This window comes from Micromonospora sp. NPDC057141 (assembly GCF_042670805.1).
GTDB lineage: Bacteria > Actinomycetota > Actinomycetes > Mycobacteriales > Micromonosporaceae > Micromonospora.
The window spans coordinates 319,397-334,618 of the sequence record NZ_JBHUVA010000002.1 but is presented as its reverse complement, the minus strand read 5'-3'; the positions used below and the strand labels follow the sequence as shown (position 1 = coordinate 334,618).

The following is a 15,222-nucleotide window of genomic DNA, read 5'->3' as shown; positions in this document are numbered from 1 at the left end:
GTGGATGCGGGCCCCGCGGCTCCGGGTGAGGGAATGCCTCGGCGCCGGGTGGCGCCGGTGTGGCTTGGTCAGAGCTGCCCCAGCCAGGTCAGCACCGTGTCGACGTCGGCGCGGCGCAGCCCGTGATACGGGTCGACCGGGTGGAGCAGGGTGGGTGCGCCGTCGGCGGTGCGCTGGTCGGCGGTGGTGGGGTCCTTGCCGCCGAACTCGTCGTCGAGGACGGCGAGTGGACGCTGGGTGGCCCAGGCGTACAGGGGGCTGAGTTTGCTCTGGTGGCCGAAGCGGACCCCGCCGGCGTGGACGGGGACGTGTGGCCAGGTGGTCGGTAGGCCCAGCCGTGGCGCGATCCATGCGGCGGCCAGCTGGTTCCAGCTGGTGCACCACACCGGTTGGGCGCGCTCGGCCAGTTCCCGCAGCCACTCACCGTGGTCGGGGTTCAGCCAGACGGTGCCGGTGACGTGCCGACCGTCCGGGGCGGGCCCGTCGTAGCGGTGCGGCCGGTATCCGAGTGTCTCGGCGTGGGCCGGGTTGGCGGGGTTGAGGACACCGTCGACGTCGATGGCCACGATGGGTGAGGAGGCGGGGTGTGCCAGCGGTCGGGTGCTGGTCACGGCTGGGCCTGCTCGATGGTGATCGGGTGCAGTGGCACGGTGAGCCGGTCGGCGGTGCGGCCGGGTCCGTCGGCGGGTTGCCACGTGTCGGCGGCGGCGTGGGTGGGGAACGGGCCGATGGCGGCGAGCCGGCCTTCGGTGCGGTCGAGCAGCACGAGGACGGCGGTGCGGGCGTCGTCGAGGGCCGGCCGCAGGACCGGGGCGAGGTCGGGCGGTAGGTCGACCCAACTGGTGGCGGGTAGAGCCGTGCCGGCGGGGTCGTGCAGCGGTACGGGCCTGGTGACGGCGAGCGTGGTGGTGTCGAGCGCGAGCGTGGCGGCGTGGGAGTGGGCTGCTTCGGCGCCGCTGGTGGGGCCGTAGGCGCCGAGTTCGCCGTTGGTGTGGACCGCGAGCAGCGCGTGCGGGTCGCGGATCTCCAGGGAGTCGAGGACGGCGAGGGTGACCGTGTCTCCGGTGCGCATGTCGCGCAGGGTGAGCAGTACCGGCCGTCCGTCCGGGTCCTGGTTCCAGGTGATCGCGTCGAAGTGTTCGCTGGTGACGTCGCGCAGGCGCCGCCAGGCGCGGTTGTCGGTGTCGAAGGGGTGTTCGTCGTCGGTGTCGTAACGCATGAGGGACTCCCTGGTGGGCAGCGTCGTATCGCGTCCGGACCTGGGTCGGTCGGGGCGCGATGCATGCACGCTTCGATGGCGTGGGGTGGTCAAGTCACGGGGTCGGCAGCGAGGCCGTCCGCCGCCGGCTGTCCGCGAGATGCGGGCGGAGCCGCCTGCGGCAGCCGTATTCCAGGCCGGTGTGTCGTGGATCCCAGCTTGCGGCGCTGCGCGGGCCGCAGCCGGCGCAGCACGGGGTGGGGCTGGTTGGCCGCCGGCTCGGGGCCCGCTCGGCCGGGACTCAGGCATGGGCGAGTGCGGTGACGGCGGCGTCGGCGATCGCCGCGATGGCCTCGGTCGGGTCGGTGACGGTCAGGGTGGTGGCGTGGGTGAAGGTGTGCCCCCAGATCTGGTCCGGGTCGGTCGGTTCGCCGTCGGTGGGCGGGTCGGCGGGGTGGAGCCACAGCACGGCGCAGCCGGCGCGGTGCAGGGTGGTGACGAGTTGTTGGCCGGCGGGGATGTCGTCGAGGTAGCCGTCGGAGACGACGGCGAGCATCCGCAGGGTGCGGCCGTGGCGCAGGTCGAGGAGTTGGTCGGCGACCTTGACCGCTTCCGGAAAGGTGGCGGTGGCCAGCCCGGTGCGCATGTGCAGCACCTGCCGGGGGTAGGTGCGTGGGGGCACCAGGACGGTGGTGCGGTCGCCGAACCCGATGGTGGTGGTCGTCGCCTCGGCGCGGCGCGCCGCGTTGGCGAAGATCCACGCCGCGGAGGACATCGCCTCGGTGTAGCGGGCCATCGACCCGGACAGGTCGACCAGGATCGCCAGGTGCAGGCGGGGTTTCTCGGGCGGCAGTTGCGCCCGTTGCTGCCACGGGGCGGCGGTCGGCATCTGCCCGGTGGCGGTTTGCGCGTCGGCGGTGATGGCGTGGCGGGTGCGCAGCCGACCGGGTGGGATCGTCGAGGGGCGCCGGCCGTGTTCGGGGTGGCGGGTGCGGGCCTGCCGCAGCCGGTTGGCGAGGTCGCGGGCCGCGCGGTGTTCCTGCTCGGTCGGGTCGGTGCGGTCCCACTCTGCGGGTGAGCTGTGCCGGTGGGCCAGCAGCGCCGCGGCGTACTCGGCCGGGGTGACACCAGCGGCGACGGCGAGGTAGTCGACGAGGGCCGCGGCGAGGCGGCCGGGGAACAGGCCGGCGTCCGGTACGGGCGTGTCGTACTGCTGGTCGGGGTCGATGCCGAGGACCTGACACCACCGCCGGGCCAGGCAGATCATGGTGTCGGCGTCGGTGTCGTCGCAGGTGTGGGCCTCCCGCCAGATGTCACGCAGTTGCCGCAGGCGTTTGCGTCCGAGGACGCCGGTGACGGCGGCGCGGACGGGGCGGACGTCGGTGCTGGTGACGATGCGGGCGTCGACGCGGGCCAGGAGCAGGGCGGCGAGTTGCCCGGCGTGCCACGCGTCGTCGACGGCCGCGTCGTCGGGGTCGAGGAGGGTCTTCACGACGTGGCGCAGCCAGCGGCGGTCGCCCCGGCGGCGGGCGCGTTGGCGTCCTTCGGCCCGGGATTCCTCCAGCATGTCAGCCACTGTGGCGAGGATCGGCGGGGTGCCGGGCGGGGTGGTCCAGCGGCTGTGCGCGGCGTGCGCGGCGCCGTGCACGAGCAGCCCGTAGCCGGTGGGCACGAGGCGCTTGTGCCGGGCCTTGGCCGGGTCGGTGACGTCGGGGCGCTCGGCGATGTAGGTGGCGTCGACCTCGATCCGGTTGAGGTCGGGGTAGAAGCACTCGGGCGCGTCCCCGGCGGCGCCGGGGGCGACGAGGACGGTGAGGTCGCTACGGCCGGTCAGCAGCGGGACGTGCGTGGTCCACGCCGCGGACCAGGCATGCCAGTCGCTGGCGCCGGCCGGCGTCGGCGGTGCGCCCTGCTGTAGGTGGGTGCTGGGGTGTGACACGGATTGGCTCCTTCCAGAAATCTGAGGTGGACGGCGGTCAGCGCTTGCCGAGGGCGAGCGCGGTGATGGGCGTGCCGGTGTGTCGGGACAGCGCGGCGGTGACGTCGTCACGAGCGTCTTCGGGGGCGATGCCGGCCAGGTTGGCCAGGGCGGCGGCCATGCCCAGGTGGTCGCGGACCTTGACGAAGCCGAGCAGTTCGCGCAGCTGCGGCGCCCACACGGTCTTGCCGGCGGCGAGGTCGGCGTTGAGGTCGATCGCCGCGGCCACGACCTGCTTGGGGACGCCGAGTTCGCGGGCGAGGTCCCAGTCGGTGGTGACGTGCAGGTGGACGGTGAACCGGGAGGCCAGGGCCTCGGTGAGCACCGCGCCGTGCACGCCCGGGTTGTGGCCGGCGACGATGTAGAACCCGTCGACGGCTTCCACGGCCTCGTTGCCGTTGGCGGGGATGGTGATAACCCCGCGGCCGTCCATGGCCGGGTACAGCACGGCCAGAACGCGGGGCGGGATGAGGGTGGCGTCGTCGACCAGCAGCACCCGCCCCTCGCGCATCGCGGTGACGAGGGGTCCGTGGACGAACTCGTAGCCGCCGCCGGGGATCGGGTTGTACGAGCCGAGGAAGTCGTCGACGACGGTGTCGCCGGTGCCGGCGACGGTCAGCAGGTCGGGGAACGCCGCCTCGACCATGGCGGTCTTCCCGGTACCGGGCGGCCCGTACAGCAGCACGGGAACCTGCTGAGTGCGCAGCCGCCGGAGTTCCTCGACGTCCCAGCCCTTGCCGAGCCGACGCGGGTGATAAAGCGTCCCGTTCGGTCGCGGTACCGGCGCGGGCCGGGCCTGCCGGCCACCACCGGCACTGCCGCTGGAGCGGGTGCGGGGTGCGGCGGGTGGGAGGGTGCCGGCGGCGTCGATGCCGGCCTGGGTGATCTGGAAGCGGTGGTGCGGGTCGCGGTGGTGGGTGGCGTGCCCGGCGGCGGCCATCTTCTTCAGCGCCTCGAACACCGCCCCGGACGACGGTGCGCCGATGGCCCGGGTGATCTCGCCGACCTTGAGAATCTGGTCGGGGTGGTCGGCCAGGTGCAGGGCGACCGTGCGGTAGAGGTAGCCGGACCGGCCGGAGCCCGCCTCGGTGGCGGGAGTGCCGGCGCCGCTGGCCGGGGCCGGGTCGTTTTGCGGTGAACCGGCCGGCGGGGCCGGCGGGTGTGGGGTGGTCATGGGGTTGCCTCGATTCCAAGGGTCGGGCCCGCGCACCCGTCTCCGGGTGCGCGGGCGGTGGGTACCGCACAGCGGAGACGGGTGGGGCCAACCACTGCCGGCCCGCATCGGGCCGGGCAGGTGGGCGACCACACCCCGGTGGTGCTGAAGGGTCAGGCGACGCGCAGGATCGCCGCTGTAGCGTGCTGGTCGCTGTCGAGGCCGCGCGGGCAGTGGCGGCGCCGACGATGGAACGCCCCACAGCCCAATCGATCAAGTCGAATTGGTGCGCGGGTTCGGGATTGCAGGGGGCCGGCTGTCTACGCAGGCACGTCGAGGGTCAGGAGCGGTGCCGGTAGCCCGGTCGTGGTCAGTCGGCGCAGCCCCGTTCGCAGCCCTGCGGGTCGCACTGCTGTCCCTCGGCCATCCGGGCCAGGGCCAGCCTGTTGTCACCGTCGAGGCCGTCGAGGAACGGCCAGCCGAACCCGTCGGCGAACGCCCTGACCTTGGGCGCCCCGTATATCGGGTAACCGGCGTGGTCCATCGCCGCCACGATGCCGTCGCGGCCGAGGAGCCAGGCGAGTTCGCCGAGCTTGTCCACCGACCGGCTCGCCGAGTTGCCCCGGTGGCCGAGGATCTTCCCGATAGCGAATCGCAGGTAGTCCCGGGCATAGGTCTCGTGGTCGACCCGCTGGGTCCACTCGCCTGGGTATCGGGGGACGATGACCTGGCGGGCATGGTCGAGGTCGAGTGCCTCCACGAGCACCTCCTCCCGGAAGCCGAAGATGTCCCCGCGGTCGGCCCGCAGAGCCCAGACCCGGGTGACGATCTCCTCTTGGGTACGGATGGTCACTGGGTTTCCTTTCCTGTTGGTCTTACCTGTCTTGGGGGTGTGTCGGATGCCGCCGCCGAATCCGGCTCAGCCTCGACAGACGCGGCATGGTTGGGGGTGCCGGCCTATGCCTGGTCGGGGTAGGGCAGGTCGCCGACGATCTGGTCGCAGGCGTACGGGTCGACGGCCTCCCAGCACCAGCTGTAGCCCATCACCACGTACCGGCCGTCGTCGGGGGTGATGCGGTCGATGGCTTGCGGGTCGTTGGACAGGACCCGCTGGTCGGCGATGATGACGTCGCCGTCGAAGGACAGGTCGGCCAGCGCTTCGTCGACCCGCCGGTCCAGGTCGTTCTCCGGTACGCCTTGCTCGCGCAGGCTGTGGCGGTGCTGGTCGCGGTGCCGCCGCTGGTCGGCGACGATCGCCTCGGCCACCGGGCGGGTGCAGGAGAACACGGCCCACCCGTTCCAGTGGTCGATCAGGGTGCCGACGAACCCCACCGCGATACGGTCGTCGCCGTCCAGGCCGACGGTGCGCGCCCACTCGCCGGAGAACACGCCGACGCCGCCGATGCGGACCCGGTCGGGGCACAGGTGGGACACGTCGCGGCCGGTGGGGCTGGCCACGAGACGGCACAGTTCGGCGACGCGGTCGGTGGCGGTGGTGTCGAACGCGTCGCGGTAGACGGCCATCGCCTCGTCACGCTCCTGGATACGCAGCCCGAACCCGCCGGACACGTCGCCGGTGGCGTCGGCGAACAGCTCCCATCCCTTGGTGTCGACCGAATCCCCAGCCCAGGTGAAGTGGGGCAGGGCGTCGTGGACGGCGGGATCGCCATCGCCGATGCCGGCCAGGATCCGGCGGGCGGCCAGGCGGGTGTCGCCGCCGGCCCGGGGGCCGATGGTGTTCTGGGCCCACCGTTCGGCGGCGGTGCGGCCGGCCTCGGCGCCGGCGGCGCGCATCCGCCGCAGCGCGGTAGCCCATCCGGTGGCCTCGCCGACCAGCCCGCCGGTCGCCGCCGGGGTGGTGGTCTGCTCGATGCGGTCGCCGGCGTCGAGGCACATCGACAGGGTCGAGCCGCTGTCCCAGGTGACCTCGACGATGTTGTGCCGCTGGTCGTGGCGGCGGACGGTGCCGGTGTCGCCGGGCCGCAACAGGGTGCGCAGGTCGGCGGTGTGGACCAGGGCGACGCGCTGGCCGGGCTGGTAGATCATCGTGCTCTCCGATCGGTGCAGGGACAGGCCACGGCCGGTCGGCGGCGGCCGCGCCGGGCGAGTGGGTTCATCGGGTGCTGTCCGTCGCGTCGCCCGTCGTGGGGGCGTGCGGCGGCCAGGGCTTGCGGACGAGGTGGTCGCCGAACATCGGGTCGGTGGCGACCGAGGAGCCGCAGCGGGTGCAGCTGGTGGAGGTGTCGTAGCCGTAGCCGGCCATGGACGGCACCTCGACGTGGTCGATCTCGTCGACCGCGCCGCACACGGTGCACACCGTCGTCCCCGGTCCGCCGTCGTCGAGGGCGGGTGCGGTGACGAACAGTTCCTCGACCGGGTCGAGGTGGTGGGCGCTGTGCCGTAGCCAGCGGCCGTGGACCGTCGCCTCGTACACCACGAGCCGCCGCTGCTCGAGGTGCAGCAGGTACAGCCACTCGAGAAACCCGTCGAGGTCCTCCCGCAGCGACCCCTGCGGGACCGGGTCGTTCCCAGCGGCGGCTGGGTAGCCCAGCCCCGGTGCGGGCGGCTGCCGGTCCCATCGCCGGGGCTTGGGGTTGATGGCGAGGCTCCACCAGTCGCGGGCCAGCAGCGCGGCGGCCATGGCGTCGGTGTCGCGGCCGAACGTGTCGGTCCAGATCCGGCGCAGCAGCGGCACCAGGACCTGCGGATCCTCGCCGAACTGGATGCGGCGGGCGGTGTACCTGCCGCGGAACGCGGCAACGCCGATCAGTGCGGGTGTACTCACGTGCCTTCCTCCTCAGGGATGTGTGGACAGGGGGTTGCGGCGGTCGCCCCTCCCGGGGACGGCCGCCGAGCTGGGTGGCCATGGGCCGGCGGGCGTCGCGTCAGGGCCTGGTGCCGAGCGGGGCGTTCTGCGCGGCCATAAAGGGCACCGGGTCGATCGCGCCGTTCGGTCCGGCATCGGCGTGGTGGTGCACCTCGTAGTGCAGGTGCGGGCCGGAGCTGTGGCCGGTGGAGCCGACCACGCCGATGGGCTGGCCGGCGGCGACCGGCTGCCCGACCGTCACCATCGGGGGCCGGTCCAGGTGGCAGTAGCGGGTGATCAGGCCATCCGGGTGGTCGATGTCGACGTACCAGCCGCAGCCGCGCGTGAGAACGGGGTCGCCGTCGCGGTCGCAGCCCCACTCGGCGCCGGTGTCGGCGTGGACGGCGTCGCAGCGCACGGTGCGGACGGTCCCGGCGGACGCGGCGCGGATGATGGTGCCGCGCGGGGCGCTGAGGTCGACGCCGTCGTGGCCGGGCCGGTCTGCGCTGCGGAACCCCGACCCGACAGGGGCGAGGACCGGCTGCGTCCACGGGCCTGCGGCCCCGCACCCGGCCAGGCCGTCGGTGGATAGGCCGGCGGTGTCGGCGATCGCGGCGACCAGCCGGGTGGCCGGTCCCTCCCACTTCGCGTAGGCGTCGGGGTAGGCGCTGACCTGCACGGCCTGGGCGGCCTCGGTGAGCGGCATCGCCTGCCAGCCGCTGACCGCGACCAACTTGCCGAAGAAGCGCTCCGACGCGTAGACGGGGTCCCGCAGCTGTGCGGGCGTGCCCCACCCTTGGCTGGGGCGTTGCTGGAACAGGCCCACCGAGTCACGGTCGCCGCCGGCCAGGTTCCGCAGGGTGCTCTCCTGCATCGCGGTGGCGACCGCGACCACCCACCCGCGAGCCGGTACGGCGAGGCGGGCGCCGGTGGTGACGATCGTGGCGGCGTTGCCGACCTGGTCGCCGTCCCAGTCGCCGCTCGCCGGCCACACCGTCGGCGGCGCCGAGGCAGGCGTCAAGGTAGACGGCGCGGCGGCGGGTGCCATGGGGATGCAGCCGGCGGCGGCGTTGCCGCCGCCGAGGACTCCGCCGAGACCACCGGCGCAGAGGATGACCACCGCGACAACCGCTACGGCGAGCGACACCAGGGCTCGAAGCGTCATCCCGTCCTCCGGCAGCCCATGGCGAGGTGACGCCTGGGGCGGACCCGCGTGACGATGTGGCCGCCAGACGCGGCGTGCCGCGAGAAGAGGCAAGCGGCGTGCGGGCGCCGGGCGGGTCTCTCCTCCCGCTCTGCCGGATCGTGGAGGCGGTGGATGCCGACCGGTTCGCCGTCGCCGCCGTGCACCGTGACGGTGCTGTCGGCGGGGTTGACCAGGTAGATCCATGAGGTGCCGAGGTCGGCGGCACGGTGGAGGGGGAAGACAGTGGCCGGCTCCGGATCGGTGTCGCCGAGCGTCATCCCGACGCCCGCGACGGAATGCTGGCCAGGCAACGATGGCGTGTCCGGGGTGATGTCGAACCGGAGGTAGGCCCAGTCGTGGGCGAGGACCACCTCGATGAGGGCGTTGGTGTCGCGGCGTGCGGTGGTGGCCCAGATGCCACGCAACTGCGGGATGAACATGGTGGGATCGCCGTCGTGGATGTAGCGGGCGCGGACGACGGCCGGGCCGGCGGGGTCGCTGACTCCGACGTAGCAGGGTGCTCCCACGGTCTTCTCTCCTCGTGTCGGTAAGGGTGCGGATACGGCGACGACCGCACTGGCATCGAGGGCCGCGCGGTCGTCGGTGTCGGTGAGATACGGGTGTCGGGCTACCGGGCGAGAACGGCGACCTTCTCGCCATGCAGAAGCGGCGCGTCGTCAGGGCCCTTTCTGATCTAGGCATGGACCCAGATCCGGGTAGGCCTGCCCATGCTTGAACCGACGACGCGGCTACCCCTGACCAACTGCCGTTGCAGTACCAATTGAGATCGCTGAGCCGTTTGCGCAGCTTGCACTCGTGACGTAGGCGTCCGCGACGAATGAGAGGATGGGTGGCGTCCGTGCGTGCTGCGACGGGATCTCGCTGGTGCGGACCCGCCCGGTGCAGGAGAGTTCGTGGTTGTGGCGGGCAAGATCGCGCGGCTAATCGGGCTGCTGGACGACAACTCGACCGAGACTGCCGAGAATGCGAAGGCTGAGCTGATCTCGATCGGGAACGATGTGGTTCAGCCGCTGTCGGCCGCCATGGATTCCCTGGGCCGATATGGCCAACTGTCCGCGATCGAGGTCTTCGAGCACCTCGGCGATCCCGCCGTAGGACCCGCTTTGATCGGTCTGCTCGGCAGCGAGCACGAGACGGTTCGGGAGTGGGCGGCCTGGGCGGTCGCTGAACTCGACGTTCGGGACGCGGTGCCCCTGCTGCGGGCCGCGTATCGCCGGCATCGTCTCAGCGGGAACGGGCCGGATTGGACCGAAGCGCTCGCGATACGCCACGCGCTGGCTGTGCTGGGAGCGCGACAGGAGGTTCTGCCGCCGTTGACGGCGTCGTTACGAACCACAGCCGGCAGCATGCAGCGGGCCTGGCCGTCTGCTCGGCTTGTGGACGTCGTCAACGACCTGGCTGACCACAATCAAGCGGTGCTGTACTTCCAACTGTGGGCGGTCATCGACGGTGGCGTGTTCTGGAACGGACACGAGCGCCTCGACGAGTCGCTCGACTTCGGCAAGCCGTGGGGGCAGATCGTCGAGGATGCGCGGGAGGCCGCACTCCTTGAGGCGGCCCTCGTGGTTGCGCGGCCGAACCTGTTCGCGACCGTGGAGTGGATCAATCGTGCGGATGTCTGAAGGTATGGGAAGCAGAGGTGCACCGCGCGAGTCGATGACCGGCGATGTGGTTGACACCGTCGCGCTGTCGCGGCTGTGGGATGAGCGGTGGCCAGGCTACTCGAAGCTGCCGTCCGAACTTCGAGCGGCGCGGAACCGGTGGGTGCGGTTCCACGCTCTGCCGGGTTCCAAGCGCTATCCCGGGACCGAAGACGAGTACGGGATCGTTCTGGCGAGGCACAGCACCATCCTCGCCGAACTGGTTACCGGTTCCGAGGTGCTGGTCGTCACGGCGGGCTACTCCGATGCCTCCGAGCCGCAGGAGCCTTGCCGGTCACCGGATACCGTGGCGGTGTGCCCGGATGCCATGTACTGGACGAGCGTCTGTATGGACGACGAGCCGGGCTTCGAGACCTGGATGCACCTGTATGTCAGCCAGTTGGTGTGGTCGGCCGGCGTTCTGGACCCGCTGTTGCGGCAGGTCGCCGACGACGTGATCGCCAACGCGTTCATCGCGGATGTCGGTCTGCGGTGGCTGTATCACCCCTATGACGGTGGCATGGACGTGATCCTGTCCTCGACCGCTGAACGAGACGCCTTGCGCGACCGGCATCGCGACTGGCTGTCCACACACCCTGCCGGCTTGTAGTGCCGATAGCCGGCACCACGTGCGCGGCGCGCAACGTCGGTCCGGCAGCCCGCTACCGCCACCTGATGCTGGGCGGATGACGCGTACTGTTCGGTGCCGAGCCGCCCCTGATGTACCCGGACCTTGAGGTTCATCCGGTGGCGAGCTGCACGCGGGCGCGCATCAGCGCGAACCCGAGAAGGTTGCTGCCGCGCCACTGGGCAGGATCGTGTGCGTGGGCCGTAGCGGAAAGGCCGATGCCCCCGACGAGGTCCACCGGGCTGCCTCCCCCAGCGCCCGGTTGCCCGTGCGAGACAGGTACTGCCCGAGGTCAGGGTCCTGGCGGAACCTGGCCAGTTTGCCGGCGACGCCCAGGTCGAAGCAGTGCGTATCCCAGGTGGCCTGCGGGTCTTCATGTCGACGGCGGCCCGCGCGTAGCCGGCGAGGGTGGTCTCGGTGCGGAAGTCATCGAGTCCTCCTGATCCGGAGTTCGGGTGGGTGTTCGGCGATCGCCGGGCTAGGCGGCGGCCAGGGTCGCGCCGGGGACCCTGCGGGGTAGTCGCTGTGGGATCCGCGAGCGCAGGCGGGTGGTCGTGGCGGCAAGGCCGGTGGTGAACCAGCCGACGAACCCGCTGCGGTCGCGCACGGGCCCCTGCGGGCCAGGTGCGTGAACGATGGCCGACTTCGGCAGGGCCCGCGGCTTCGCCACCTGGGTTCTCGCGGCACGCATCGCCCGCTGTGCCAGCCTGGCAGCCGGGCACGGACCGGTGCCCTGGTCGGCGCACTGCAGGTTGGCGCAGCGGTTGTCGGGTCCGGGTTGGTGGGCGGTGAGGACGTCGACGGCCATCCGCCACAGCAGGGGGTCGGTGACGTCGCTGGGCACGAGGGCCCGCTGGGAGGGGCGGGACCGGCTCCGGTCGAACATGTGGGTGGCCTTCCGTCGGGTTCTCGGGCAGGGGGCATCGCCGGGTCGGGTCGGTGGTGTTGTGCCTGATGACCGGCTCGGACGATGACCACAATGATCGACGCTCATCTCTCGAACAGGGTCAAGTCGCTTGCCTGAGGTGATACGCGCGGCACGGTGGGCGCAGGGCCTACCGGTGCTCTCCCGGTGGGCATCGTGTCGGCGCTCCGCGCTCAGGCCGTTCTCTGCGGCGGCGAAGGTGGGTCGGGTAGGCTGGTGGCTTCGACGAGGCGTGCCAGCCCGGACTGGGCGGCTGGCTCGTCGTCGAGGCGCTCGTCGATGAAGACGATCGGGTGTTGTTCGCCGCGTAGCCGGGTGACCTGGTAGCCGCGCTGGTCGGCGTCGACCGCGTCGACGCGCCGGATCTCGTGGGGTTCGGCGGACTCGACGAGCACGTCCTCGTAGCAGACGGCCCAGGCCAGGAGCCGGAGTCCGGGGGTGGGTTCGGCGAGCAGGTCCGTGATCAGGTCGATGTCGACGCAGGCGGCCAGGGTGGGCCGCCTGAGGTGTTCGTCAGTGGCGAGCGTGGCGGCGAGGTCCGGGAGGAAGTCGGCGAGGCCGGCGCGGTAGCGGCCCATGCGGGCGTCGTTGAGCGGGAGGTGCGCGGCGCGTAGCTCGCGTCGTATGCCGCTGGTCGCGGAAGGGGCGGGTCGGTCCTGGACGAGCAGCAGCAGCGGCGGGCGGCCCCAGCCGAGCTGGTCGGCGCGGGCCTCGACGTCCAGGAGGCAGCCGGTCAGGGTGTGCACGGCGTTGAAGGACAACACGGTGATGAGCTCCTTGATCGACGGCAAGCCCCGCAGGCCGGGCGGCCTGCGGGGCTTGCCGGGGAACGCTTGTGTTGGGGGCGGCGCTGGGTGTTACCGCAGGTCGCGGTAGCGGGTGATGAGGCCCGGGGGTGTGTCGTGGCTCGGGTCGTGGCCGTGGGTGCCGCTGCCCGTGCGTTTGGCCAGGTACATGGCCTGGTCCGCAGCCTGCAGGAGGTCGCGGGGCAGCATGTCCGGCTCGGCGAGGGCGTGGCCGACGCTGGCGGTGACCGTCACCTGCTGGCCCGCGATGTCGAACGGGACGCCGCAGATGCGGTGGTGGGCTGTGTGGGCGGCGGCCTCGACATCGGCTCGGTCCCCGTCGACGAGGAGGGCGAACTCGTCGCCGGACAGGTGCGCGGCCAGGATCACCGGCGGCCCGAGGGTTCCGAGGCGACGGCCGACCTCGTACAGCAGGTCGTTGCCGTGCTCGTGGCCGTAGGTGTCGTTGACCTGCTTGAACCGGTCGAGGTCGATCAGCACGAACCCGAGCGGCTCCCCGAGGGAGAAGATGGCCTTGAGCTGGGTGAGCAGGGCACGCCGGTTCGGCAGGTCGGTGGTGTCGTGGTGCGTGGCCAGGTGACGCCAGTGGGACCTGTCGCGTTCGACGGCGGCCAGCATGTGCCGCTGCCGGTGGAGGATCTGCCGCTGCCAGGCGAGTAGAGCCGCCGCGGCGGCGGCGAGACCGGCGAGGACTCCGCCGGCTGCGGTGAGGTAGGAGTGCAGGTGAGACACTTGACATCGCTCCTTGTGACTGAAGGAGCACCGGGGTGGGCGTGAGCCGCCAAGTTCCACGCCCACCCCGGGCTACCAGGGATGTGGGCGCCGGCTAGTCGCTGGTGGGCGCGAGTTGGAAGGCCGCCGGCCGGTCGGCGACCTGGACGGCGATGCCAGCGGCGACGAGCTTGTGCACGGCGTTGACGACCGCGCCCGCGCTGGCCTTGGCCGAGCCGCTGCCCTCGTTGGCTGCGTCGATGGCCTTGCACAGCTGACTGGTCTTGAACATCTGATCGGGGTGGGCTTCGAGCACGTCGCGGATGGCCCCGCGCAGGCTCCCCTTCGACCGGCGCGCCTGTGCCCCCGCCGTGTCCGGGTCCTCGGCCTGACCACCCGCCGGTAGGTGGTGATGTGCGCTCGTCGGGTCGGGGTCGCGTCCGGGCTCCGCCTCACCTGCCTCGACAGCGGCAGACTGCTCGACGCTGACCGTCGTCACAGGCTCGCCGCCCTCGCCGGCAAGGTCGGGCGCGACCGCCTCGCTCAGGTCGCCGCCCGGCGGAGGGGACGTGTCCTGCGGGGCCGGTGGATCCGCGGCGACTTCCGACGCCGGCCGGCGCACCTCGTCTGGCGGGTTGCCGGTTGACTCGTCCCCCGGTTCCGCCGCCGCCGTGGTATCCACGTCCGGCCCCGGTGCGGGAGTCCCACCTGGCTGCTCGGGGTTACCGTGCGGGGCGATGTCTGGTTCGGGGGTGTGGGGCGGGCCGTCGGTCGTAGCGGCTGGTGCGTCGGCGCTGCCGCTGCCGGCCGTGCTCGCCGGCTGCCGCCAGAGGGTGCGGCCGTCGTCGGCGCGGAACGTTTCGGCTTGGCCGGCTTCCTCCAGCACGCGCAGCCGCTTGGTGGCCGTCGAGTACCCCACGTCGGCTCGCTGCGCGATCGCGGCGGCCGTGTCCTGTCCGAGTGCCGCCAGAGCGGCGGTCACCTTGTCGAGCGCGGTCGGGTTCGCGTTCTGCTCCGGTTCGTTGTCCATCCGTCCTCCTGTTGGTCGACCTGATTGGGCTGGCGTGCGTCGATGCACGCTTCGACGGCGCCTCGCGATCAAGTGGGATGACCGGATCTCGGGACGCCGTCGACGCATGGCGGGCCACGGGCCCACGCGGGTGGGCGTACGGCGGTCTATGGCTGGCCGAAGATCCGGTCGCAGCGGCTGGGATCGACGGGCCGCCACGGCAGGCCCCAGCCGATCCGGTAGCGGCTCTCGACGGGGTGCGCGAGGTGGACGCCGCCGCCGAGGGACACCGGCCGGGCGATGGTGAGGACGTGCCCGTCGAAGTCGACGGTGCGCCAGTCACCGCCCACGTAGTTGGCCATCGCGGCGAACGTCTGGACGAGCGCGGTCACGGCCTCGTGGTCGAGGGTGAACTCGCAGGTCCCGTTCCACCAGCCGATCACGGTGCCGCGGTAGCCCTCGTAATAGCGGTGGAAGCCGGGGACCGGCTCGTAGCGCAGCCACCGGCCGGAGAACACGGCCGTGCTGCCCCGCTGCGGCTCGTAGTCAACGGCGGGCATCGGCCACCGCCCCGGACCATGCCGCCGGGTGGGCCACCGAGTGGCAGTCGGATCCGCCGATCACCTGCCGGCCGGGGCGGTAGCCGAGGATGATGCCGCGCAGCAGGGGCCGTGCCGGGCGGGCCAGATGGGTTCCGGCGCAAGCACGGACGAGGACAGCGTCCCGGCGGCGGGCCATCAGCGCCTCCCCGGATCGGTGTTGGCAAGGATGGCCTGCCAGGCGGCGTGGGCGATGACGGCCGCCGGTCGGGCCGTGTTCGTCGCATCGAGGGGCACCGGCTGGCCGTCGACGGCGAGGCCGAATCCGGGCTCGCGCCGCAGGTCGTCCCACAACACCGAGACGGCCACCGTGTGGCCGGCGATGGAGAAGGAGCAGTACAGCGAGTGGGGTGCGTAGCCGTGCGGATGTAGCCGCAGCAGGTACTCGGCGCTGTCGAGGGTGCCGCCGACGGAGGTGGCGATGTCGGTGGCGATCTCCCGGCACCAGGTGACGACCACCGACTCGCCGGTGGTGCTCTCGGCTACGGCGATGGTGAGGAACTCGCCGGCAGGTCGCGGCGACGGAGTGATGACTCGCATGTGCTTGGGTCTCCCGTGCGGT

The 15,222-nt window shown here is 72.2% G+C and carries 19 protein-coding genes; 2 read left to right on the top strand and 17 right to left on the bottom strand.

Features of this window, described 5'->3' with window-relative positions; genetic code table 11:
- Window positions 1-68 precede the first annotated feature (68 nt).
- The 9 genes from ACFT41_RS03465 to ACFT41_RS03425 form a co-directional block, all read right to left on the bottom strand.
- Window positions 69-611: a hypothetical protein gene (locus ACFT41_RS03465; protein WP_377589661.1), complete on the bottom strand. Its 543-nt coding sequence runs from the start codon at window positions 609-611 to the stop codon at window positions 69-71.
- On the bottom strand, window positions 608-1,219 hold the full coding sequence (locus ACFT41_RS03460; RefSeq protein ID WP_377589662.1) for a hypothetical protein: 612 nt from the start codon (window positions 1,217-1,219) through the stop codon (window positions 608-610). The genes ACFT41_RS03465 and ACFT41_RS03460 overlap by 4 nt, the downstream gene beginning before the upstream one ends.
- Window positions 1,220-1,499: 280 nt before the next feature.
- A complete protein-coding gene (locus tag ACFT41_RS03455) occupies window positions 1,500-3,137 on the bottom strand; it encodes a VWA domain-containing protein (protein ID WP_377589663.1) in 1,638 nt (545 codons plus the stop codon).
- A 37-nt stretch (window positions 3,138-3,174) separates the two neighbouring features.
- Window positions 3,175-4,350, bottom strand: coding sequence for an AAA family ATPase (locus ACFT41_RS03450; RefSeq protein ID WP_377589664.1), 1,176 nt, complete (start codon window positions 4,348-4,350; stop codon window positions 3,175-3,177).
- A gap of 349 nt (window positions 4,351-4,699) precedes the next feature.
- Entirely contained in the window at window positions 4,700-5,182 is a 483-nt protein-coding gene (locus ACFT41_RS03445) for a hypothetical protein (RefSeq protein WP_377589665.1), read from the bottom strand.
- A gap of 104 nt (window positions 5,183-5,286) precedes the next feature.
- Window positions 5,287-6,375: a DUF4314 domain-containing protein gene (locus ACFT41_RS03440; RefSeq protein ID WP_377589667.1), complete on the bottom strand. Its 1,089-nt coding sequence runs from the start codon at window positions 6,373-6,375 to the stop codon at window positions 5,287-5,289.
- A gap of 67 nt (window positions 6,376-6,442) precedes the next feature.
- Complete coding sequence (locus ACFT41_RS03435) at window positions 6,443-7,114, bottom strand: hypothetical protein (RefSeq protein WP_377589668.1); 672 nt, start codon at window positions 7,112-7,114, stop codon at window positions 6,443-6,445.
- Window positions 7,115-7,214: 100 nt separating this feature from the next.
- Window positions 7,215-8,300, bottom strand: a complete 1,086-nt coding sequence (locus ACFT41_RS03430) for a M23 family metallopeptidase (RefSeq protein ID WP_377589669.1) — start codon at window positions 8,298-8,300, stop codon at window positions 7,215-7,217.
- Window positions 8,297-8,848 carry a hypothetical protein gene (locus ACFT41_RS03425; RefSeq protein WP_377589670.1) on the bottom strand — a complete coding sequence of 184 codons (552 nt, stop codon included), beginning with the start codon at window positions 8,846-8,848 and terminating at the stop codon, window positions 8,297-8,299. The genes ACFT41_RS03430 and ACFT41_RS03425 overlap by 4 nt, the downstream gene beginning before the upstream one ends.
- A 393-nt stretch (window positions 8,849-9,241) precedes the next feature.
- Here ACFT41_RS03425 and ACFT41_RS03420 point away from each other — a divergent pair, with 393 nt between their 5' ends.
- On the top strand, window positions 9,242-9,964 hold the full coding sequence (locus tag ACFT41_RS03420) for a HEAT repeat domain-containing protein (RefSeq protein WP_377589672.1): 723 nt from the start codon (window positions 9,242-9,244) through the stop codon (window positions 9,962-9,964).
- 34 nt (window positions 9,965-9,998) lie between these two features.
- Window positions 9,999-10,592, top strand: coding sequence for a hypothetical protein (locus ACFT41_RS03415; RefSeq protein WP_377589673.1), 594 nt, complete (start codon window positions 9,999-10,001; stop codon window positions 10,590-10,592).
- 130 nt (window positions 10,593-10,722) lie between these two features.
- On the opposite strand, the gene ACFT41_RS03410 is transcribed toward ACFT41_RS03415, so the two are convergent.
- The 8 genes from ACFT41_RS03410 to ACFT41_RS03375 form a co-directional block, all read right to left on the bottom strand.
- The gene (locus ACFT41_RS03410) at window positions 10,723-10,848 is read right to left on the bottom strand and encodes a hypothetical protein (protein WP_377589674.1); all 126 of its coding nucleotides are present in this window, start codon (window positions 10,846-10,848) and stop codon (window positions 10,723-10,725) included.
- 240 nt (window positions 10,849-11,088) lie between these two features.
- Window positions 11,089-11,496, bottom strand: coding sequence for a hypothetical protein (locus ACFT41_RS03405; protein ID WP_377589675.1), 408 nt, complete (start codon window positions 11,494-11,496; stop codon window positions 11,089-11,091).
- A gap of 212 nt (window positions 11,497-11,708) precedes the next feature.
- Window positions 11,709-12,299 carry a hypothetical protein gene (locus ACFT41_RS03400; protein WP_377613722.1) on the bottom strand — a complete coding sequence of 197 codons (591 nt, stop codon included), beginning with the start codon at window positions 12,297-12,299 and terminating at the stop codon, window positions 11,709-11,711.
- A gap of 93 nt (window positions 12,300-12,392) precedes the next feature.
- Window positions 12,393-13,073, bottom strand: coding sequence for a GGDEF domain-containing protein (locus ACFT41_RS03395; protein WP_377583844.1), 681 nt, complete (start codon window positions 13,071-13,073; stop codon window positions 12,393-12,395).
- Between the two features lie 94 nt (window positions 13,074-13,167).
- Complete coding sequence (locus ACFT41_RS03390) at window positions 13,168-14,082, bottom strand: hypothetical protein (protein ID WP_377583842.1); 915 nt, start codon at window positions 14,080-14,082, stop codon at window positions 13,168-13,170.
- A gap of 146 nt (window positions 14,083-14,228) precedes the next feature.
- Window positions 14,229-14,621 (bottom strand): hypothetical protein, encoded by a 393-nt coding sequence (locus tag ACFT41_RS03385; RefSeq protein WP_377583839.1) that lies wholly within the window; start codon window positions 14,619-14,621, stop codon window positions 14,229-14,231.
- Entirely contained in the window at window positions 14,608-14,799 is a 192-nt protein-coding gene (locus tag ACFT41_RS03380) for a hypothetical protein (RefSeq protein ID WP_377583836.1), read from the bottom strand. Before ACFT41_RS03380 ends, ACFT41_RS03385 begins: the two co-directional genes overlap by 14 nt.
- Window positions 14,799-15,200, bottom strand: coding sequence for a hypothetical protein (locus ACFT41_RS03375; RefSeq protein WP_377583833.1), 402 nt, complete (start codon window positions 15,198-15,200; stop codon window positions 14,799-14,801). Before ACFT41_RS03375 ends, ACFT41_RS03380 begins: the two co-directional genes overlap by 1 nt.
- Window positions 15,201-15,222: the final 22 nt, after the last annotated feature.